22 protein-coding genes and 3 pseudogenes are annotated in these 20,503 nt (G+C 70.6%); 15 read left to right on the top strand and 10 right to left on the bottom strand.

What is annotated here, in order from left to right; all coding sequences use genetic code 11:
* Positions 1-41 precede the first annotated feature (41 nt).
* Positions 42-653: a sulfocyanin-like copper-binding protein gene (locus ABZ656_RS08245; RefSeq protein WP_360265727.1), complete on the bottom strand. Its 612-nt coding sequence runs from the start codon at positions 651-653 to the stop codon at positions 42-44.
* A complete protein-coding gene (locus tag ABZ656_RS08240; protein WP_101408425.1) occupies positions 650-928 on the bottom strand; it encodes a hypothetical protein in 279 nt (92 codons plus the stop codon). Before ABZ656_RS08240 ends, ABZ656_RS08245 begins: the two co-directional genes overlap by 4 nt.
* Positions 929-1,692: 764 nt before the next feature.
* Here ABZ656_RS08240 and ABZ656_RS08235 point away from each other — a divergent pair.
* The 5 genes from ABZ656_RS08235 to ABZ656_RS08215 all read left to right on the top strand — a co-directional run bounded on the left by ABZ656_RS08235 (position 1,693) and on the right by ABZ656_RS08215 (position 5,403).
* Entirely contained in the window at positions 1,693-2,088 is a 396-nt protein-coding gene (locus ABZ656_RS08235) for a hypothetical protein (RefSeq protein ID WP_129592394.1), read from the top strand.
* Between the two features lie 153 nt (positions 2,089-2,241).
* The gene (locus ABZ656_RS08230; protein ID WP_101407408.1) at positions 2,242-2,850 is read left to right on the top strand and encodes a carbonic anhydrase; all 609 of its coding nucleotides are present in this window, start codon (positions 2,242-2,244) and stop codon (positions 2,848-2,850) included.
* A gap of 77 nt (positions 2,851-2,927) precedes the next feature.
* Positions 2,928-4,400 (top strand): SulP family inorganic anion transporter, encoded by a 1,473-nt coding sequence (locus tag ABZ656_RS08225; protein ID WP_360265722.1) that lies wholly within the window; start codon positions 2,928-2,930, stop codon positions 4,398-4,400.
* A 190-nt stretch (positions 4,401-4,590) separates the two neighbouring features.
* On the top strand, positions 4,591-5,061 hold the full coding sequence (locus ABZ656_RS08220; protein WP_101407410.1) for a hypothetical protein: 471 nt from the start codon (positions 4,591-4,593) through the stop codon (positions 5,059-5,061).
* 54 nt (positions 5,062-5,115) lie between these two features.
* A complete protein-coding gene (locus ABZ656_RS08215; RefSeq protein ID WP_360265718.1) occupies positions 5,116-5,403 on the top strand; it encodes a copper resistance protein CopC in 288 nt (95 codons plus the stop codon).
* Between the two features lie 51 nt (positions 5,404-5,454).
* Here the strand turns inward: ABZ656_RS08215 and ABZ656_RS08210 are convergent.
* The 4 genes and pseudogenes from ABZ656_RS08210 to ABZ656_RS08195 all read right to left on the bottom strand — a co-directional run.
* Positions 5,455-5,853 (bottom strand): annotated as a pseudogene (locus ABZ656_RS08210) (DUF6174 domain-containing protein); the annotation flags it as partial.
* Between the two features lie 114 nt (positions 5,854-5,967).
* Complete coding sequence (locus tag ABZ656_RS08205) at positions 5,968-6,705, bottom strand: DUF1775 domain-containing protein (RefSeq protein ID WP_360265715.1); 738 nt, start codon at positions 6,703-6,705, stop codon at positions 5,968-5,970.
* Positions 6,706-6,775: 70 nt separating this feature from the next.
* Entirely contained in the window at positions 6,776-7,456 is a 681-nt protein-coding gene (locus ABZ656_RS08200) for a hypothetical protein (RefSeq protein WP_360265712.1), read from the bottom strand.
* 33 nt (positions 7,457-7,489) lie between these two features.
* A pseudogene (locus ABZ656_RS08195) lies at positions 7,490-7,809 on the bottom strand (DUF3093 domain-containing protein); the annotation flags it as partial.
* Between the two features lie 491 nt (positions 7,810-8,300).
* Between ABZ656_RS08195 and ABZ656_RS08190 the strand changes: the two are divergent.
* From ABZ656_RS08190 to ABZ656_RS08180, 3 genes are all read left to right on the top strand, one after another.
* Entirely contained in the window at positions 8,301-9,329 is a 1,029-nt protein-coding gene (locus ABZ656_RS08190) for a cation diffusion facilitator family transporter (protein WP_360265709.1), read from the top strand.
* A 105-nt stretch (positions 9,330-9,434) separates the two neighbouring features.
* Positions 9,435-9,770: a metalloregulator ArsR/SmtB family transcription factor gene (locus tag ABZ656_RS08185; protein WP_101407414.1), complete on the top strand. Its 336-nt coding sequence runs from the start codon at positions 9,435-9,437 to the stop codon at positions 9,768-9,770.
* Positions 9,770-10,486 (top strand): cation transporter, encoded by a 717-nt coding sequence (locus ABZ656_RS08180; protein WP_101407415.1) that lies wholly within the window; start codon positions 9,770-9,772, stop codon positions 10,484-10,486. The genes ABZ656_RS08185 and ABZ656_RS08180 overlap by 1 nt, the downstream gene beginning before the upstream one ends.
* A 772-nt stretch (positions 10,487-11,258) precedes the next feature.
* Here the strand turns inward: ABZ656_RS08180 and ABZ656_RS08175 are convergent.
* A pseudogene (locus ABZ656_RS08175) lies at positions 11,259-11,426 on the bottom strand (pirin family protein); the annotation flags it as partial.
* Between the two features lie 549 nt (positions 11,427-11,975).
* Between ABZ656_RS08175 and dhaK the strand changes: the two are divergent.
* From dhaK to ABZ656_RS08160, 3 genes are all read left to right on the top strand, one after another.
* The gene (dhaK, locus tag ABZ656_RS08170; RefSeq protein WP_101407416.1) at positions 11,976-12,968 is read left to right on the top strand and encodes a dihydroxyacetone kinase subunit DhaK; all 993 of its coding nucleotides are present in this window, start codon (positions 11,976-11,978) and stop codon (positions 12,966-12,968) included.
* 94 nt (positions 12,969-13,062) lie between these two features.
* On the top strand, positions 13,063-13,662 hold the full coding sequence (dhaL, locus tag ABZ656_RS08165) for a dihydroxyacetone kinase subunit DhaL (protein WP_101407417.1): 600 nt from the start codon (positions 13,063-13,065) through the stop codon (positions 13,660-13,662).
* Positions 13,655-14,080, top strand: a complete 426-nt coding sequence (locus ABZ656_RS08160; protein WP_101407418.1) for a PTS fructose transporter subunit IIA — start codon at positions 13,655-13,657, stop codon at positions 14,078-14,080. Before dhaL ends, ABZ656_RS08160 begins: the two co-directional genes overlap by 8 nt.
* 157 nt (positions 14,081-14,237) lie before the next feature.
* Here the strand turns inward: ABZ656_RS08160 and ABZ656_RS08155 are convergent, their stop codons facing one another.
* Positions 14,238-14,903, bottom strand: coding sequence for a TetR family transcriptional regulator (locus tag ABZ656_RS08155; protein WP_360265703.1), 666 nt, complete (start codon positions 14,901-14,903; stop codon positions 14,238-14,240).
* Positions 14,904-15,064: 161 nt separating this feature from the next.
* Here ABZ656_RS08155 and ABZ656_RS08150 point away from each other — a divergent pair, with 161 nt between their 5' ends.
* A complete protein-coding gene (locus ABZ656_RS08150) occupies positions 15,065-15,829 on the top strand; it encodes an SDR family NAD(P)-dependent oxidoreductase (protein WP_101408426.1) in 765 nt (254 codons plus the stop codon).
* A gap of 37 nt (positions 15,830-15,866) precedes the next feature.
* On the opposite strand, the gene ABZ656_RS08145 is transcribed toward ABZ656_RS08150, so the two are convergent.
* Positions 15,867-16,553, bottom strand: coding sequence for a glycoside hydrolase family 75 protein (locus ABZ656_RS08145; protein ID WP_101407420.1), 687 nt, complete (start codon positions 16,551-16,553; stop codon positions 15,867-15,869).
* 445 nt (positions 16,554-16,998) lie between these two features.
* Here ABZ656_RS08145 and ABZ656_RS08140 point away from each other — a divergent pair, with 445 nt between their 5' ends.
* The 3 genes from ABZ656_RS08140 to ABZ656_RS08130 all read left to right on the top strand — a co-directional run bounded on the left by ABZ656_RS08140 (position 16,999) and on the right by ABZ656_RS08130 (position 19,774).
* On the top strand, positions 16,999-17,976 hold the full coding sequence (locus ABZ656_RS08140) for a fibronectin type III domain-containing protein (RefSeq protein WP_101408427.1): 978 nt from the start codon (positions 16,999-17,001) through the stop codon (positions 17,974-17,976).
* A 21-nt stretch (positions 17,977-17,997) separates the two neighbouring features.
* Entirely contained in the window at positions 17,998-18,930 is a 933-nt protein-coding gene (locus ABZ656_RS08135; RefSeq protein WP_101407421.1) for a LysR family transcriptional regulator, read from the top strand.
* Between the two features lie 277 nt (positions 18,931-19,207).
* On the top strand, positions 19,208-19,774 hold the full coding sequence (locus ABZ656_RS08130; RefSeq protein ID WP_101407422.1) for a hypothetical protein: 567 nt from the start codon (positions 19,208-19,210) through the stop codon (positions 19,772-19,774).
* 108 nt (positions 19,775-19,882) lie between these two features.
* Here the strand turns inward: ABZ656_RS08130 and ABZ656_RS08125 are convergent, their stop codons facing one another.
* Positions 19,883-20,500 (bottom strand): PadR family transcriptional regulator, encoded by a 618-nt coding sequence (locus ABZ656_RS08125; RefSeq protein WP_360265697.1) that lies wholly within the window; start codon positions 20,498-20,500, stop codon positions 19,883-19,885.
* Between the last annotated feature and the right edge of the window lie 3 nt (positions 20,501-20,503).

The raw sequence follows: 20,503 nt of genomic DNA, 5'->3' as shown, positions 1-20,503 counted from the left end.
TCAGCGGTCACCTTCAGCCACAAACCCAGGCGGTTTGAGTGTCACCGTGTGACGTCCAGTTCGGTGTACATCCCGGCGGCGTAATGGCCGGGGAGGTTGCACACCAGTTCGTAGCGGCCGGGCTGGAGCGTCAGTGTGGTCCAGGCCATGGCGCCGGAGGTGATGCCTTTGCCGTCCCCGGCGGCGCAGGTGCGCGAGGCTTCGCCCAGGCTTCCGGTTTCGGCGATGCGCCCCTGGGCACCGATGGGCCGCTCTCCGACGGCTTGGCCGGCCGGCAGCGGGAGCACGACGACCTCATGCATGAGCGCTCCGGCGTTGAACACGCGCAGCGACACCGTACCGGCAGGGACCGTGCTCGGGGTGGTGCGCAGCCACATCATGCCCATACCGTGCCGGCCAGGGCCGGCGCTCGGGGTGTGACCGTGGGGACCGCCCATCATTGCGCCCATCATGTCGCCGACGGCCACGTCCACCACATGCCCTGACAGTGCGGGCGGGCTGCACCGTGCGCCCGATGTCGTCCAGCCCGCTGGTGCGGTGTGGCGGAAGGCGTCTGTGGCGGCGAGCGTTGCCGTCGTCACCATACCCAGGACCAGGGCTGCCAGCGCCGCGGCGATGGTCAGCCACACCCTGCGGAGGCGCTTGGCGGTCACCGGTGCTCCCGCAACAGCGCAAGGCGGCGTTTGTACTCGTCCTCGTCGATCTCCCCGCGGGCGAACCGCTCGGCGACCAGGTCCTCTGCTCGCCTGCCTCCCCAGCCGGGCTCCCCGGAGGAGGAGAGCGGGCCGCTCTGGTGGCCGTGATGGCTGCCCGTGAGGTAGCGGACGAGCGCGACGATACCGGCGATCACCAGTGCCCAGAACAGCACCATGAAGACAGCCATGAAGAACCAGCCTCCCCAGCCCCAGCCGCCGTCGTACCACATCATGCCGATCACCTTCTTCGACTGGTGGGCAAAGCCTCACCTCCAGAGTGCGTCACCGGAGGCCGCCACGCCTTGCCTGCTCACCACCCTCCCGCAGGGCAGAGGGCCGGAGAAAGGGCCGTTCGGGCCGCACCCGCCGCCGACCGGTCCACAATCTTTGACCGCGGTCGGGATACAGGTCGCACCGGCTCCGGCACCATGCGCTGACACGCGACGCACAGGACGCCACGTCCACCCCGATGCGGCCGGCCCGATCCCGCCACGCTTCCGTGCGGTCCCTGGAACGCTACGCACGGCCCGGCGGTGGCGCAGTCGCCCAGCCATGTCGCCGAGCGCGACCCGGCCGCCGGCCGCCATCGGTGATCCCCGGAACCTGTCGACGGATTGATTGCTCCCTGGTGTCCGAGCGCACGGGCCCTGATCACCCGAGCCCACGCCCCATCTACGGACGCATCCGCCCCCAAGGCCACGACGCACACCGATCAGGTCGCTCCGTCCGCGTCCGCGCCATCGCCCACCGAAGCCGCGCAGCGATCACGGAAGCCTCTCGCCGTCGCGCCACGCCCTTCGGTCAGCACCCCGCGCGCCCCGGCCTCATCCACGCCCTACATGGGGCAAGCCCAAACCAACCAGGTGATTGCTCATGCAATGCAGGGCGCGGTGTTGGCCATCTCACCTTTTCTACCCGGGAGTTCACCCTGGACAGAGGGCTTCGGCCGGTAGCGTTTTGGCGTCGGCGACAGCAAAGTATGGGGAGTCCAGTGGTGATGCGGCGAGCGGCAGCGGCCATCGTGCTGCTGGCTGCGGCCGTGCTACTGCACTTCGCCACGCCGCACCACTCCCCCACCTCTCCCAGCGCGGTGTCCGTGATGGCACCAGCAGTCGAGTCGGAGGGCAGGAAGCTGCACGGACCGGCGTCCGCGCTGTCTCGCGCGGGTGCAGGCACGGAGCACCACGAGTCGGCGGCCGACGCCCTCGCCCGACCGCCCCGCGCGGCCCAGCCCCTCGCCGAGCCGCCGGTCCTCGACGACGCGACGGGCGACGGACCGGTCGACGCCTCCGCCGCTCCAGGCAGCGCACAGCCGCGTACGGCGAGAGACTCCTGGAACCCGAGCGCCGGCATCGCGCCCACACCCAGCACCCTGCAGACATTCCGCTGCTGATCGGCCGCGTGCTGCACGCCCTCTGACACGCCGGCAGACACGGCTCCACTCTGAACCCGGCGGCCGCTCGACGCGGCCCGGCGCGTCATGCCCGGCTGGCCAGCACGCACCCTTCGCGCCCTTTCCGGTTCTACGAAGAGCACGAGGTCGACCATGCAATCGCTCATCGAGCACGCCCGTACGTTCCCCAAGACGATCGCCGACCAGCAGGAGGAGTTCGAGCGGCTGGCCCGGGGGCAGAAGCCCCAGGCCCTGTTCATCTCCTGCTCCGACTCCCGGGTGATCCCCTCGCTGTTCACCGGCGCCCGCCCCGGGGACATCTTCGAACTGCGCACCGCGGGCAACATCGTCCCCCGCTACCGGCCGCACGCGGCCTGCGGCGTCGCCGGATCCCTCGAATTCGCCCTCCAGTCCCTGCAGGTGCCCGACATCATCGTCTGCGGACACTCCCACTGCGGAGCCGTCCAGGGACTGATGCGCGAGCAGACCGTCCAGCTGATGCCGCTGCTGCGCCGCTGGCTGTCCTCAGCCGAGCACCGCCCTGCCGCGAACCAGCCGTGGCAGACCCAGGGCCTCGGCGAGGACCCCACCGCCGTCACCCAGCAGCACGTCCTGACCCAGCTGGAACACCTGCGCAGCTACCCGGGCGTGGCCCGTCGCATCGCCTCCGGGCGGCTGCGGCTGCATGCCTGGTTCTACACCGTCGAGACCGGCGAGGTCCTGGCCTGTGCGCCGGGCAGCCGGGCCTTCAAGCCCCTGTGACCGCAGCGGACAACCCCACACCCGTACGCTCCGGTCGCGATCCGCGCGACGTTCCTTCCCCCACCCGAGAGAACGCCATGACTTCGCAGATCTCCTCCCTCAGGCGCGCCCTGCGCACTGATTTCACCTCTTCCGTCGTCGTCTTCCTCGTCGCCCTGCCCCTGTGTGTGGGCGTCGCCGTCGCCTCCGGCGTGCCGGCCGAACTCGGCCTGATCACCGGCATCGTCGGCGGCCTGGTCACCGGGTTCCTGCCCGGGAGCAGCCTCCAGGTCAGCGGCCCCGCCGCGGGTCTGACCGTGCTCGTCCTCACAGCCGTGCAGGAGTACGGCCTGCCCGCTCTCGGCGTCATCGTCCTCGCCACAGGCCTCATCCAACTCGCCCTGGGTGCCATGAGGTTGGGCCGCCTCTTCCGGGCGACCTCCCTGTCCGTGGTGCACGGCATGCTCGCCGGAATCGGCCTGGTGCTGATCGCCGGGCAGCTGTACACGCTCGCCGACCGCAAGGCACCGGGCAGCGGCACGTCCAACGTGGCGGGGCTGCCTGGTCTGGCGGCCGACGTACTCGGCTCCGGCCCGGCGCTCACCGCGGTCGGCATCGGCGCCGGAACCATCGTGATCATGGCGCTGTGGAAGCGGCTGCCGGGCAAGGCGCAACTGCTGCCCGGCCCGCTCGTCGCTGTGGGCGCGGCCACCCTGGCCACGGTGGCCTTCGACCTGCCGGTCGTCCGCGTCGAGGTCAGCGGCCTGGTGCAGGCCATACAGCCGCCCGCTCTTGGTGACTTCGGGAAGCTGACCGATGTCGGGCTGGTGACCACCGTCGTCGCGTTCACGCTGATCGCGTCTGCCGAGTCCTTGTTCAGCGCGGCTGCGGTCGACCGGCTGCACGACGGCCCGAAGACCGACTACGACAAGGAGTTGATGGCCCAGGGCGCGGGCAACACCGTGTGCGGGCTGCTCGGCGCGCTGCCGATGACCGCGGTGATCGTCCGCAGCGCCGCCAATGTCCAGGCGGGTGCCCGCACCAAGGTCTCCCGCGTACTGCACGGCGTGTGGCTGCTGCTGTTCGCGGCGCTGCTTCCCGGCGCCCTCGGTGTGATCCCGACCGCCGCGCTGGCCGGTGTCCTCATCCATGCGGGCTTCAAGCTGCTTCCCGTCAGGGAACTGGGGCCGCTGTGGCGCGAACACCGCGGAGAGGCCGTGGTGCTGGTGATCACCGCTGGCGCGATCCTCGTCACCAACATGTTCGAGGGCGTCCTCATCGGCCTGCTCCTCGCCGTCGTGAAGACGGCCTGGGAGACCTCGCACGTCCACATCGACGTCGACGACAACGGAACCGGCGCGGTACGCGTGCGGATCCGCGGGCATGCGACCTTCCTGCGCCTGCCGCACATCCTCGACACCCTGGAACAACTGCCCGCCCAACGGCCCATCGAGCTCAACCTCGCCGGCCTGCGGCATCTCGACCACGCCTGCATGAGCGCCCTGCAGAACTGGGCGGACCAGCACAACGCTCACACCGTCCAGCCCGAGCGCACCCGCGCCTCGGCATGAGTGTGAGTCCGTGGGGCGGCGTCCCTGCCGCCCCGCGGACTCACAGTGACATACGGAGTGAACGACCACCAGTGTTCACCCGTACCCCTTGTCGTACGCCTGGCCGCTCATGCGGGCAGAACAGCGCGGATACGCGGAGACGGAGAGGCACGTGCTTCAGCAGCCACCACGAGGGCGCACCGGACGCACTTTGATCACTGGCCGCCTGGTGCGCGGCGCCGCACTGGCCGGCAGCCTGGCCCTCCTCCCACTGGCCACGGCGTGCAGCGGAGGCGAGGACGACGACGCCGCGGAGCGCAAGCAGGCGAGGCCCTCCGTGACTGCCGCCCCCGCAGCCGGTGTTGTGGCACCCGCGAAGGTCGAGGTGATCGCCGACCTGACCGGCTGCAAGCCCAAGATCCGCATCGAGGCGGAGGAACTGCGTCAGGGCCTGTGCCACACGAAGAAGGTCGACTACCTCATCACCACCTTCCCCCAGGAGGAGTACAAGCAGACCTGGCTCGACAGCGCCGCCATGTACGGGGGCAAGTACCTCGTGGGCTCACGGTGGATCGTCAGCGTCGCGCAGCCGGAGATGCTGGAAGGGTTCCGCGACAAGCTGGGCGGGACCATCCAGCAACTGCACGGCATGGGCCCCACCCCTGCCCCGAGCGCGTCATAGCGGCGGCCCGGCCGCCACCCCCCGCCTACCCCCACCGATCCGGAGTCTCGCTTCATGCCCACGGCACCGCGCCGCGCCAGGACACCACTGACCGTCCTGCTCCTGGTCGGCACGGTGCTCACGTTCCTCCTCGGCGGTTCGGGACCCGCCTCCGCCCACGCCAGCGTCACCCGGTCCGAACCGGCCGACACCTCCGTCCTCAAGACAGCTCCGAGCCAAGTCACACTCGCCTTCACCGAATCCGTCAGCCTCTCCGACGGTTCGCGGTCGACGCGCTCGTTCTTCGGGGACAGCACGCGCAGAGAGCCACCGTCCGGGCCGGCGCCGGGGCGGTTCGTATGAGCTGATGACGTACAGGGCTTCGTCGTCGATGGCCTTCGCGTTCTTGTCCCGGTCCAGAGAGATCCGTACCGGGTGCCCGCCGGCCGCGAAATCCGCTTCCGCTGTGTCCGCGTCTTCGCTTCGGGCCTTCTTGAGTCTCCTCAACAGCTCGCCGATGGTAGGCACTTCGGCAGGCAGCTCCTGCGCCTGACGCCGGCTGTCCACGTCGGCCCCGACCGCCTCCGTCACTCCGCCGGCCCGGACCTTCACCCTGAAGGTCCCCGCCAGGACCTGGGTGGTCGACGTCAGCGTGTAGGCGTACGAGGCGGGCTCCTCCCAGGTGGTCGTCGGCTCGTTCGCCTCGGCGGATCCTGAGGACGTCGAGGAGCCGCAGGCGGTGGCGGCGCACAGCGGTACCCCGGCCAGCGCGGCGGCGGACACTTGACGAGGACGGGAACGTCCGGTGGTCATGGTGACTCCTCGGTGTCGGTCACCACTGTGACGCCGGCCGGCACAAGAGCGTTCACGGCAGCGTGCGGGGCGTTGTCCTGGGGCGTTTCCGCCCCAGGACAACGGCAGTGAACGTCAGCTCTCGGACGAGGAAGCCCGCCGCTTGACCAGCCACCACGCGCCGCCGCCGAGGACGAGCAGGACGACGACGACCACACCGGTCACGGCGCCGGAGGACATGCCGTCCTCTTTGTCGGCGGCCGTGTCACCGGCGGCCTCTGATGCATCCGTCTCGGTCGCGGCGGCTGAGGGCGTAGAGGTGGCTGCGCCGGGCGTCGCGCTATCGGTCGGGCTCGGGCTGACCGCGTCGGCACCCGGGGCCGCCGCTTCCAGCTTCAGGACCGGCGCAGGCTGCTCGGGTTCCTTGCCGCCGGTGGGCATTTCGATCCAGCGGGAGATCTTGCCGTCGCTGTACGTCTCGACTGTCTTGAACGCGATCTCCTTCGCTTCCGGCAACTGCCGGATCTTGATCTTGTGCTCGGCGTCGACCCCGGCCTTCAGCGCGGGGCCGCCGACGGTGTATCCGTCGGCGGTGGCCTTGAGCTTCCACCCCTTGGGGGCCTCGCCGAGCGTCACGTCACCAGGGGCGATGCCTTCGGGAAGCACGATGCGCAGCCGGCTGAATCCGGCGGCGTTGGACTCGGCCTCGGAGACGAAGCTGAGCGTGACGTTCTCGGCCCGGGCCTGAGGCTTGTCCGCCTCGACCTCCGCGTGGGCGAAGGCCGTTGCGGTCATGGCGAGGGTGGCCGTGAGAGCGGCGGCGCCGACGAGCGCGATACGGCGCGGTGCACGGGCATGGTGACGCAGGGACATGGACGAACTCCTTGCTGGGGAAGCCGGTCACGCCGAAGTGGCCGAGACCCGGATGAAAGGACGAGCGGGATCACTGATCGCGCGGCGGTCCCCTGCGCACCACCGCGTACATCAGGACCTGAGTCCCTTCCGATGCTGGGAGTTCGAAGAAGCCGACTGGGCGACCCGTTGCCGGTTGGCGAAGGAGCAGGCCGTCCACGACAGTTGTGACAGGCGGCAGCACCCAGTGCACGAGCGCCTGAGTCGCCCGGTGCACCATACGGAGAGTGGTCAGCGCCGCCGTAACGGCCACATCGGCCCGGTGAAGCAGCCAGGCGACCGCCAGCGCGGCGACGACATGGACGATCGTCATGGCCGAGCCGGCGTCGTGCCAGGCGTGCCCGTCCCCGACGGGCACGGAGTGGTGCCGGCCGCTCGCGGCATGGGCCGCGTGGCCGCTCGCTGCGTGATGGGCACTCCCAGCCGCGGTGAACGCGACGTGCAGCACGCCTTGCGCCGCGAGGGTGCACACCACGGTCGCGGGCAGCGTGGAACGGCGTCGGGCGAGCGGCCAGACCGCGGCGAACTGCGCGGCGGTGAAGGCAGTCACGAGCGGCCACGGCACCGGGCCCTCGACGACCGCGTGATGGCCGAAGGCCGCGAGCACGCTGCCGACGAGCGCGAACACGCCCGCCCGGACGCATGCTCCCGCCCGGCCCGGCCGCTGGTCCGCGATCCGGCCGGCGAGCGCGGTCACGCGATCATCTGGCACGGTCGCCCATCATTCCCTGTCGGACTCCGTCGGTCAGGCCGAAGCGTGGATCGCTTCGGCGAGCCGGTCGGGCGTGCGGGTTGAAAGGTAGACGTGGGGCATGGGGTCGTCGGGGTCGATGACCTCGACGCGTACCGCCGTGGTGATGTAGCTGCGGGTCAGCATGAAGGCCCGCATGTCCGCCTTGTACGTGCGCCAGGCCCGCGCCTCATCTCCATCGAGCACCTGCGTTTCACCCAGCGCGTTCAGCGGGATCCGGGTCACCGGCGACGAGCAGCTCGCCGGTGACCCGGGGTCCGCAGCGATCCCTGTGAACTGACGAAGAGGCCGGCCAGACAGGTACCCGCGACGAGGGCGACGACCGCCGCACCCGGCACGGCGACGGCCGCCATCGCGGCCACGATGATCCACCGGGGCGTGTGCCCCTGCGACACTGCATGACCGGCCAGCGGCAGCAGCACGCACAACACCGCGAGAACCCCGGCCCGCAGCCCGCGCAGCACGCCGGATGCCGGCGAGCCGAGCCCTCGTGGACAGTGCGTTCGCATCAGGTCACGGGGCCTTCGGGAATCCGTCGCGAGATCGGACGGGTGACAGGAACGCGCTACGGGGTAGCGGGGCACGTACGTCCTGGCAGCGTACCCACCGCCTCGCCCACAGGTTTACAACAGGGTAGAGCGCGTGACGCCGCTCTCTCTGGCGCACCCGCTGTCCGAAAAGTTTCCGCAGGTCAGTGGCGTGCTAACGGACATGACAACGGTCACCGATGCAGCCTTTGCAGATGTGCTCGCCCATGCGTTTCACTGCGGACGAGGCATCCGTCGCGAGGGGGAAGGCGCACAGCATGAGCGATCACGGCCATGAGCACGGTTCAGGGCACGATCACGGCTCGGGAGGGCACGCCGGGCACTCCCACGGCGTGTCGGCGGACGCCGACCGGCGCTGGCTGGGGATCGCACTCGGACTGATCACCGCGTTCATGGCGGTCGAGGTCGTCGTCGGTATCATCGCCGGCTCCCTGGCCCTGATCTCGGACGCGGCACACATGCTCACCGACGCCGCCTCGATCGTGCTCGCGCTCATCGCGATGCGCCTTGCCGCACGCCCGGCCCGCGGCGGCTTCACCTACGGCCTCAAGCGAGCCGAGATCCTCTCCGCCCAGGCCAACGGCCTCACCCTGCTGCTTCTGGGCGCGTGGCTCGCGTACGAGGGGATCGGCAGGCTGTTCAATCCGCCCGAGGTCGAGGGCGGCCTGATGCTGGCCACCGCGCTCGTCGGCATCGTCGTGAACGTGGTCGCCGCCTGGTGCATCTCCAAGGCCAACCGCACCTCGCTCAACGTGGAGGGCGCCTACCAGCACATTCTCAACGACCTGTTCGCCTTCATCGGCACCGCGATCGCCGCCCTGATCATCGTCACGACGGGCTTCGCCCGCGCAGACGCCATCGCCACGCTCGTGGTGGTGGCCCTGATGTTCAAGGCCGGATACGGGCTGCTGCGTGAGTCGGGCCGGATCTTCCTGGAGGCGGCGCCCGCGGACGTCGACCCGGACGCGCTGGGCGACAAGCTCGTCGCCCAGCCGGCCGTCGTCGAGGTGCACGACCTGCACGTCTGGCAGATCACCTCCGGGCAGTCCGCCCTGTCCGCCCACGTGCTCGTCGAGCCCAGCGGCGACTGTCACGCCGTCCGCCGCGACCTGGAAGAACTTCTGCGCCACGACTACGGCATCACCCACACCACGCTCCAGGTCGACCACACCTCGCAGCAGGTCCTTCAGGTGGCCCTCCCCGGCGACCGCGACCTCCTTGGCGACGCCTCGCACTGCGAGGACGCGCACGGCCCGGTACACCGGGACGAGCCGCACGAGCACTGAGGTCCAGTGGGTCTCCCGGGCTCCGCGAGGGGATGCGGTCACCGCACCACCAGGACGAACGATCCACGATTACCTGAATTCAGGAATCTGTGTATCGTTGCGCGTGTGCTGACCACCGCTTCCGACATCGACGCCCTGTCCCGCTTCGGCCGTGCGCTCGCCGACCCGATCCGGTGCCGCATCCTTCTCGCGCTGCGGGAGGCACCCGCGCACCCGGCGGCACTCGCCGACCAGCTGGAGATCTCCCGCACCCGCCTGTCGAACCACCTCGCCTGCCTGCGCGACTGCGGCATCGTCGTCGCCGTCCCGGAAGGGCGGCGCGTGCGATACGAGTTGGCCGACACCCGCCTCGGCCACGCCCTGGACGACCTGCGCGGTGTCGTCCTCGCCGTCGAGGCCGACCGCACCTGCGTCGACGCCGACGAGAAGGGCTGCTGCTGATGGCGACATCGGTCTCCCTCGGCCCGGCACCGGACCGCCGCGCCCAACTGACCCGGCGCATCCGCCTACTGGTCGCCGCCACCATCACCTACAACGTCATCGAGGCGATCGTCGCGATCACGGCGGGCACCCTCGCCTCCTCCACCGCACTGGTCGGCTTCGGCCTGGACTCGGTCATCGAGGTCTCCTCCGCCGCCGCCGTCGCCTGGCAGTTCTCCGCCGCCGAGCACGACGTACGCGAGGCCCGGGAGAAGAACGCGCTACGCATCATCGCGTTCTCCTTCTTCGCGCTCGCCGCGTACGTCGCGGTCGACTCCGTCCGCGCCCTGACGGGAACCGGCGAGGCACAGCACTCCACGCCAGGGATCGTGCTGGCAGCCCTCTCCCTCGCGATCATGCCGTTCCTGTCCGCCGCCCAGCGCCGCGCCGGACGCGAACTCGGCTCCGCCTCCGCCGTCGCCGACTCCAAGCAGACCCTGCTCTGCACCTACCTCTCGGCCGTCCTCCTGGTCGGCCTCCTCGCCAACTCCCTCCTCGGCTGGACCTGGGCCGACCCCATCGCCGCGCTCGTGATCGCCGTCGTCGCCGTCAAGGAAGGTCGCGAGGCCTGGCACGGCGACGACTGCTGCGCTCCCACCGGCCTTACGACGCTCAAGGAGACCAACGGCACGACAGATCCCTGCGGTTGCGCCCCCGGGTGCTCGTGCTGCAACTGAGCTGACCACGACCTGCGGCCGCGCCCGACTCCCCTCCCCTTTGCGCCATCGCGGATGGCAAGGGCGGCGAGGCCGGCAGTGACCGCGCGTTGGAACACCGGGCAGCTGCCGGCGGCCCTTGGCCGGATCAGCCGGACGAGGTCCGCAGACGACCGCCCCGCCGATGTGAACAACCAAACGTGGGGCACTGTGCGAGAGGACCGAGCGACCCCTCAGGGCCGTTTCCTCTTGGGGCCGTTTCCTTGGCGCCCACCGGCCTTCGCCGGACCCGCTCTCAGCTGCCCACCTACAGCCAGAGACCCAGGCGTTGGCGACAGCGGACTCCTCGACCCGGAGCAGACACGACATCTGAGCGCAGCTCCTCGTGGGGCACTGTGCGAGAGGACCGAGCAACCCCTCAGGGCCGTTTCCTTGGCGCCCACCGGCCTTCGCCGGACCCGCTCTCAGCTGCCCACCTACAGCCAGAAACCCAGGCGTTGGCGACAGCGGACTCCTCGACCCGGAGCAGACACGACATCTGAGCGCAGCTCCTCGCAGACCCTTTCCGGGGACCAATGTCCCCAGAATCACGGCTTCGTCGCCGCGCGCCCACCTGCCACAGCTCGCACCAACTACATGTCTGGCGCATCCGTGCAGGTCAGACAAGCATCAGTGCCGCGACCTGCCGGACGCCGGTCGACCACCACGAGACGCGCCTCTCCCTCTGGATCACTCCTGCCCAGGGGACGCCACCCAGGACTCCCGGATGCCCGCTCCAAAGCATGACCGCAGGTCAACGCCCCCGACCCCGCGACAGCGGTGGGACTTCCGGAGCGGGTGGTGGGGCGCCCCCGTAGCCGTGGACCTCGCCGAAGCGAGTGCCCTCCATCCAGTCCTTCCGGCCCTGTTCGATGCCCTGCCGGGAGCGCCCGATGAAGTTCCACCGCACGACGACCCCCTCCACCGAATGCACCCCCCAGGGCTGCAGCCACCCTGCCCTCCGACCCCCTTCACGACATCTGGCAGCCAGCCAGAATTTCGGGGATGCTCGGTTCAGCGGGCCGCAGCAGACTGCTCCACCACCAGGCCTGCATGGAATGGGGAACACGCCGAGCCTGGGATCGAGACACGAAGTGCTTACTACACTCGCGCCGGAGCCCTCCGCGTCTCCGACGAACACTCCGTCGGACAGTGTCTCCACAGTCCGCCCCGAGGGCGGGGTTCGCCCGGCAGCCGGACAGCCGCAGACGTTTCCGTTCGCATCCGCACAGGCGATCACCGCATCCCCGGCGCCGACACTTCCCGGAGCGGTTCTCGGGTCGGTCCGTATGCATGCCGGCCACGTCGGACACCCTGTCACCAGAGCCAGGAACAGGTCAGTATCAGTACCGCCGCAACCCGCTTCCGACCGACACGAACCGCCGAGATCATTAGCTAACCCAACGCGGTCTGACCTGCAAAAATAGGGGTCAGAGGCTCATCCGTCCGTTAGTCTCACCAGGAGGTACCCGTGAAGATGCTCATCAACGTGGCGGAGACGGTGGTCGCGGACGCGCTGCGGGGTATGGCCGCCGCGCATCCCGAGCTGACGGTGGATGTGGACAACCGGGTGATCGTACGGCGGGACGCGCCGGTGCCCGGCAGGGTGGGACTCGTCTCCGGCGGCGGGTCGGGGCACGAACCGCTGCACGGCGGTTTCGTGGGCCCCGGGATGCTGTCGGCGGCCTGTCCGGGCGAGGTCTTCACGTCACCGGTGCCGGACCAGATGCTGCGCGCGGCGGCGGCCGTGAACAGCGGCGCGGGCGTGCTGTTCATCGTGAAGAACTACACGGGGGACGTGCTCAACTTCGACATGGCGGCCGAGCTCGCCGAGGACGAGGGCATCCAGGTGGCGAAGGTCCTCGTCAATGACGACGTCGCCGTCACCGACAGTCTGTACACCGCCGGGCGGCGCGGCACCGGCGCGACCCTGTTCGTGGAGAAGATCGCGGGCGCCGCGGCCGAGGAGGGCGCCCCGCTGGAGCGGGTGCAGGCGCTGGCCCGGCAGGTCAACGAGAACTCCCGCAGCTTCGGTGTCGCACTGAGCGCCTGCACCACGCCGGCCAAGGGCAGCCCCACCTTCGACCTCCCGCCCGGGGAGCTGGAGCTCGGCGTCGGTATCCACGGCGAGCCGGGCCGGGAGCGGCGCGCGATGATGACCTCGCACGAGATCGCCGACTTCTCGGTGCACGCGATCCTGGAGGACCTGAACCCGCGCAATCCCGTCCTGTTGCTGGTCAACGGCATGGGCGCGACGCCCCTCCTGGAGCTGTACGGGTTCCACGCGGAGGTGCAGCGGGTGCTCGCCGAGCGCGGGGTACCCGTGGCACGCACTCTGGTCGGGAACTACGTCACCTCGCTGGACATGGCGGGCGCCTCGGTGACGCTGTGCCAGGTGGACGAGGAGCTGCTGCGGCTGTGGGACGCGCCGGTGAAGACGCCCGCGTTGCGCTGGGGCGTGTGACCCCCGGCGGCATCGGCACGATGTCGCCGCCCCGCCCGGTCAACGTTCGTACCACGCAAGGAGATTCTGTGCTCGACCCACGCAAGGAGATTCTGTGCTCGACGCCGAGTTCTTCCGCCGTTGGATGACGGCGACCGCCGCGACCGTGGACCGCGAGGCGGAGTGGCTCACCGCTCTGGACTCGCCGATCGGCGACGCCGACCACGGCAGCAATCTGCAGCGCGGGTTCACCGCCGTGGTGGTCTCACTGGAGAAGGAGGCGCCGGACACCCCTGGTGCCGTTCTCACCCTCGCCGGACGCCGGCTGATCTCCACGGTCGGCGGCGCGTCGGGGCCCTTGTACGGCACTCTGCTCCGCCGTACGGGCAAGGCTCTGGGGGACGCCGCGGAGGTCACCGAGGAACAGTTCGCGGACGCGCTGCGCGCGGGTGTGGACGCGGTGATGGCGCTGGGCGGAGCCGCGCCCGGCGACAAGACCATGATCGACGCGCTGGTGCCCGCGGTGGACGCGCTCGCCGAGTCCTTCGCCGCGGCGAAGACGGCCGCCGAGGAGGGCGCCGTCGCGACGACACCGCTCCAGGCCCGCAAGGGCCGGGCCAGCTATCTGGGCGAGCGCAGCATCGGGCACCAGGATCCGGGTGCCACGTCCTCGTTCCTGTTGATCGGCGCGCTCGTGGAGGCCTCCGATGAATGAATCCCCGGGCAGCACGGACAACCTCGTCGGCATCGTGCTGGTCTCCCACAGCGCCGCCGTCGCCGTCTCGGTAGCCGAGCTGGCGACGCGACTCGCGGGTGGCGACACGACCGCTCCCGTCGCCGCGGCCGGCGGCACGGTGGACGGCGGTCTCGGCACCAGCGCCGAGCTGATCTCCGCGGCGGCCGCCTCGGTGGACCGCGGCGCGGGGGTCGCCGTGCTCACCGACCTGGGCAGCGCGGTCCTCACCGTGAAAGCCCTGCTGGCGGAGGGGGACGAGCTCCCCGACAACAGCCGTCTGGTGGACGCGCCCTTCGTCGAGGGCGCGGTGGCCGCGGTCGTCACCGCCTCGACGGGAGCCGACCTCGCGGCGGTCGAGGCGGCGGCCACGGAGGCGTACACCTACCGGAAGGCGTGAGAGAGCAGGCGCCAGAAGGTGTGAGTGCGGGGTTCCGGAAGGTGCGGGTGCAAGGGCCGGAAGGTCTCAGTGCAGGGACACGAATGTCTGAGTGCAGGCGCACGAAGGCCTCGTCGGCCGGGCGCCGACCGCGGTCGAGCGGCGCCCTAACCAGCCCTCAGGCGAGCCCTTCCGCGACGATGGCGAGGGCCGAGCGCACGGTCGACACCAGTTCGGCCTCCGCCACCGCGGGGTCGGGCTGCTCCTCGTCCGTGCGCCACGCGTAGTGCTCGACCGCCGTGCGCAGGGCGCTGTTGAGCATGGCGGCCTGGATCTCCGAGCGCAGGTCGACGGCGGGCAGGCCGGCCCGGTCGGCAAGGGCACGGGCGAAGGCAGGCTCGGCCTCGTCGTGCGCCTGGAGCCAGACGGCACGCAGGCCCGGCTCGGTCCGGGTCAGTCTCATCAGCGCCCGGATCTTGGGAAGATGTGGTCGGGGCATCGCGGGGTCGCCGGTCGTGGCCGCCCGTTCCAGGGCATCCTCGAGCGGCCGACCGGAGCGCCATTCCCGCAGCGAGGCGGCTATCGCGTCGATCCCGGCGGCGAACAGCGGGCTCACGCAGCTTTCCTTGCTCGGAAAGTAACGCCACACAGTCCGCGCGGAGACCCCGACGGCCCGCCCGATCTGCTCCCCGGTGGTCGCGGCCACCCCTTGGGTGACGAACAGTTCCACCGCGGCGCGGGCGATCTCCAGCCGGATCTCGGCCCTGCGTTGCTCGGTCAGCGGCGGCCGGCCCGTACGGCCGCCGCCCCGGCCGGGTGGTTCGGTGTTCGCGCCGTCCGGCACTGACGACTCCTCGACTCGACTACGGGCGGCTGCCGCCCGGGGCTGCCGCGATTCTAACGATCTCGAAAACGGTCCCAGACTTTATGTCATTGAGAGACATTAAGTCATACTGTGTGCGCGACGACCTCGTCGCCCTTCGCACGCACTTCTGGGAGCACGTCATGAGCACCACTGGACTGGCCGGCCGCAGCGTCATCGTCACCGGAGCGGGCTCCGGAATCGGACGGGCCACCGCCCTGGCCTTCGCCGCGGAGGGTGCCCGGGTCCTCGTGGCCGACCTCAACGCCGAGGGCGCCGAGAAGGTCGTCAAGGAGATAGCGGCGGCCGGCGGCACCGCCGTGGCCGTGACGGGCGACCTGAGCGAGCAGGCCGTGGTCGACCGGGTGAGCGCGACCGCCGTGGAGCAGTTCGGCGGGGTGGACGTGCTGGTCAACAACGCCGGGATCATGGACCGCATGTCGGCGGTCGGTGAGGTCGGCGACGCGGAGTGGGAGCGGGTCATCCGGGTCAACCTCACCGCTCCCTTCCTGCTCACCCGGGCGGTGCTGCCGCACATGCTGGAGGCCGGCAAGGGCGCCATCGTGAACACCGCTTCCGAGGCGAGCCTGCGCGGCAGCGCCGCGGGCGCCGCGTACACCGCCTCGAAGCACGGCATCGCGGGTCTCACCAAGTCCCTCGCCGTGACATACCGCGACAAGGGCATCCGGGCCAACGCCATCGCCCCCGGCGGCACGAAGACCGCCATCACCGTGGACGCCGACCGCGACGCCCTCGGCCCGCAGGTCCTCGCCTCGTACATGGGCAACGTGGGCACGGCGGCCGAGGCCGAGGAGCAGGCCGCCGCCATCCTGTTCCTCGCCTCGGACGCGGCGAGCAACATCAACGGCGCGATCCTGCCCGTCGACAACGGCTGGGCGGCGGTCTGACGGCCGTGAGTCCTGAGCGAACCGCCACCATGGCCGCTCAGTCGCTGCGCACGAACTCCTGGGCCAGCCGTTCACCCGCTGTCACGGCTGCCTCGTGATCCTCGATGGGCGACACCCGGGAGTTCTTGAAGGCGATGTAGGTGACGCCGGAGCTCGCCCCGCCGCCGTGCGGGTCGGGGCGAATGCCTAGCGCCTTGGCAGTGGCGTACGAGGCCTCGCCGATGATTTCGTGCGGTCCGGTGTCGCCGACCACGGCGTACTGGACCCGGTCCTGGTAGATCACCGCTACCACCGAGCCGCCGCTGATGCCGTGGGCGCGGTGGTCCCAGATGCCACTGGGTGTGGGCACGACGACGTACGGGAGGGTCTCGGCGCTCAGGTACCGCCCGTCGGACTGCTGATACGCGGTGGTCCCGGAGAAGTGAGGGTCGGTCCGCCCGTTGCACAGGAGACCGGGGCGACCGTCGCAGTCGATGTCCATGTCGGCCTTCCAGAACACCGCACCCCGCGCGCCGCAGACGGGAATCTCGGCGCGGGCGCCGCCGTCGGAGCGATAGCGCCCCTTCGAGACGGGCACGCAGTCACGGACCTTGGCGAGCAGATCGGCGGCGCGCACCTTCCCCTCCCGCACCGCCACGGGCGGGCTCGGACGGGCGGCGGGAAACGGAGCGGGAGCGAGCAGGGCCACGCCGGCCGCGGCCAGCGTCAGCGACTGAACACGCACGATAAGAAACCCTCTCCTGGGGGACATTGACGGTCATTCAGCAAAATTGGCGCGTTTCTGGCGGTGCGTCCACCGGAAAGGGGCCGGACGGTGCACAGCGGGCCCGGCGGGGCGCGGCCGACTCGGCCGGGGCACGGCGGACTCGGCGGGGCATTGCGGACTCGGCGGGGCATTGCGGCCGAGGGCCCGAGCCGTGGTCGACCCGGACCTCTCGACCGCCCTCGCCGGCGCGGCATCAGCGACGACAGCGGTCCGCGCCGTGGGTACGAACTCCCCTGTCGAGAGGGTGAGTTCACACCGCGTCAGGCATCAGCATACGTAGCCCGGAGACGGTCCGACGAACGGCCACCGCCCCCTTGATGTGGCCGCGTCATCCGTGTCTTATAGGTACAGACCAATCCCGTCGAGGGAAGGCAGGCCTGTGCGACGCGTTTCCCTTGGGTTGATCTGCGGCTCACTACTCGCCCTCACTTCGTGCGGAGGTGGTGCGGGAGCCGACGCCGGGGGCGAGCGACTGCCCCCTGCCCCGATGGGGGTCACCGCGACGGCGGGCAGCGCGACCAGCGTGCACGTGATGTGGAACCGCGTCTCGGGGGACACGAAGGTCACCGGTTACGAGGTGTACCGCGGCACCACACGGGTCGAGCGGGTGCCCGGCGACGAACACATGGTGGACGTCACCAGACTGGTCCCGTCCACGAAGTACGTCTTCACGGTCCGAGCGCTGAACGCCGACGGGAACCCCGGACCGCCCAGCGAGCCGGTGCGCGCCACCACACCGGTCGAGGTCGCCGCCGACCGCACACCCCCGACCCGCCCCGGACATCCGCACGGCAGGGCGCTCGGGAACCGGGCGGCCCAGCTGGAGTGGTCGGCGTCGACGGACTCCCGGGGCGTGGTCTCGTACGACGTCTACCAGGGCGGATCGAAGATCCACAGCGTGGGCGGCGGACAGACGGCGACCGTCGTCACCGGGCTGAGGCCCGGCACCGCGTACGCCTTCACCGTGCGAGCCCGCGACGCGGCGGACAACCTCTCCCCCGCGAGCGCCGCCGTCCGGCTCACCACCGCACCGGGCGCGGACGACGGCCGCGGCACCGCGCCGACAGGGTTCCGCGCGACCTCCCACCGCAAGGACGGGGCGTACTACCTCGACCTGTCCTGGCTGCCACCGCGGACGGACGGGATGATCACCGAGTACCGGATCGACCTGGACGGCCGACAGGCGACCTCGCTCGTCTGGGGCGGCACACCGCCCAGCGGCAGGGCCACCTACAGCTTCTACGTGGGACGGGAGGCCGGGGTCGCGTACCGGGTGCGGATCAGGGCGAAGCTGCCGGACGGCACCTGGGGCGGGTTCTCCGTGGAACGGACGGTGACGACGGGCTCCGCCACGGGCGGGAATCCGGACACCCCGAAATAGGCGAACCGTAGGCTCACCCCTGTGCCCCATAGCGAACCCGATACCTCGACGGCCCCCCTGGACATCTCCCTGCTGCGCACCTTCCTCGCCGTGCACCGCGCGGGGTCGTTCACGGCGGCCGCGCGGCTGCTCGGTCTGTCCCAGCCGACGGTGACGACGCAGATGCGGTCACTGGAGGAGCAACTGGGACGGGAGCTGTTCGAACGGCAGCCACGGGGTGTGGTGCCCACGTCGGTGGCGGACGAACTCGCCGCGGAAGTCGCGGCGCCCCTGGACGCGCTCGCGGCGGTCGCGGACCGCCGCGGGGCCGGCGCCGGCCAGCCACCGGACCCGGTGCACCTGGCAGGCCCGGCCGAGCTGCTGTGCACGCGCGTCCTGCCCGCGCTGGCGCCGCTGACCGCGCAGGGCGTACGTCTGCGCGTCACTCCCGGCCTCACCGACGAGCTGCTGGCCGGGCTGCGCGGCGGCCGCTTCGACCTGGTCATCGCCACGACCCGGCCGCGCGGCCGCACCCTGACCGCAGTGCCGCTGATGGACGAGGAGTTCGTGCTCGTCGCCGCCCCGTCGTGGGCCGAGCGCGTCGACCCGGCCCGGGTGGCGGCTGAGGGGCCCGCCGCGCTGCACGGGGCACCCCTGGTGACATACGCCGAGGATCTGCCCATCGCCCGGCGCTACTGGCGGCACGTGTTCGGCGTACGGCTGACCGGCCAGGCCTCGATCACGGTGCCCGACCTGCGGGGCGTGCTGGCCGCGGTGGTCGCTGGCGCCGGGATCACCGTGCTCCCCCGCTATCTGTGCCTCGACGCACTGGCCTCCGGTGCCCTGGTGCCCCTGCTGTCCCCCGAGGAACCGCCCATCAACACCGGATACCTCACCCAGCGGCCGGGCACGTCGGACAACCCGCACGTGGCGGTCGTCCGGGAGCGGCTGCTGCAGGCGGGCCGCGCGTGGTGATGACGGATAGCAGATAGCAGCTGACGGGTAGCAGGTGGCAGATGACAGATATCGTCATCCGTCAGCTGTCACCTGTCAGCTGTCATAACCACAGAGAGAATCACCCGCGAAACGCGGGATTCATCCGCCGGACGAACGAATTCGTCACCTGCCCGGTCCCCGTCCGCGTGCGCCGCGAGCCCAGGGCGCTTTGGCTCTCCCTGAGGCAGCACGGGCCTTTCCAATCCTCGGCGGCGCATGGGATGTACCGCCAACCGTGCCGCTGGAGGGCAGTCCTATGCGTACTTCTCAGATATCTCTCCGCTCCGGCCTGACCGTGGCCGCCGTCGCTGCGCTTCCGCTCACCCTGACCGCTCCGTCGGCCACCGCCTTCGGTTCAGGGATCTCGGTGAGCACCAGCGGGTCCAGCGTCTCGGTCACCACCAATTCCTGCCCGAGCAAAGGCAGTAGTTTCGGCGGCGCCTCGCTGCTCGCCAGTGGGCAGATAAACTTCTCCCAAGGCCGCCAGATGCCGTTGTCCGGAACGAGCACCACTCAGTCGGCGGTCTGGTCCAACGTCAGCGCCGGCACCTATACCGTCATCGTGGTCTGCCAGGACGGGACGACGGCCGGTACGCAGTCGATCATCGTCTCGACCAACGCGGTCCCCAGAGTCACCACTCCCCCCAGAATCTCCTCGACCACCTTGCCCTCCTCGCCGTCGCGCGGCGTGATGGGCGGTCTCGGCGGGGCCACCAAGGACTACAGGACCGCCACGCTGGTGGGCGGCGGCGCGCTGGTGGCGTCGGGCGTCGTGGCGACGGCCTGGTACCTGCGCCGCCGGGCCAAGCCCCACCGACTCTGAGCTCCGATCCCGGGGTTCGTCGCACCGGCGGCCGTCCGTCCGACTCCGGTCCGTTGGACGGCCGACTCCGGTCCGTTGGACGGCCGATTCCGGCCGAGAGGACGGCCCCTATTCGCGTACGTCTTCAGCCACGGCATCAGGCACGGCTTCGGGTGCGGTTTCCAGCACGGCTTCGGGTGCGGGTGACTGCTCGTCGAGGTGCTCGAACTCGTCCAGCGCATGGGTCAGCCATTGGGTCCAGAAGGTCTCCAGGTCGATTCCGGCCCGCAGCACCAGATGCCGCAGCCGGTCCTGGGGGGCGTCCTTGCCGGGCGGGAAGTCGCGCTTCTGGATCTGCTCGTACTCGGCCAACTGCCTTTCGTGCAGGTCGAGATGGCGGCGCAGATCCGTCTCGACGCCCGCGGTGCCGACGACGGCCGAGGCGCGCAGCCGCAGCAGCATCGTGTCCCGCATGGGCTTCGGATCCTGGGATGCCGAGGTCCAGCGGGCCAGTTCGTCGCGGCCCGCCGGCAGCACCTCGTAGCTCTTCTTCTGCCCCCGGGCCGGCTGTTCCGACGGCAGGGCGCGGATGTAGCCCTCGGACTCCAGTCTTCCCAGCTCGCGATAGATCTGCTGATGCGTCGCCGACCAGAAGTAGCCGATCGACTTGTCGAACCTCCGGGTCAGTTCGAGGCCCGACGACGGCTTCTCGAGCAGGGCGGTGAGGATCGCGTGCGGGAGTGACATGGG

This window comes from Streptomyces sp. NPDC007095 (genome assembly GCF_040634475.1).
Classification (GTDB): Bacteria; Actinomycetota; Actinomycetes; order Streptomycetales; family Streptomycetaceae; genus Streptomyces.
This window is presented reverse-complemented; position numbering and strand designations above follow the sequence as displayed.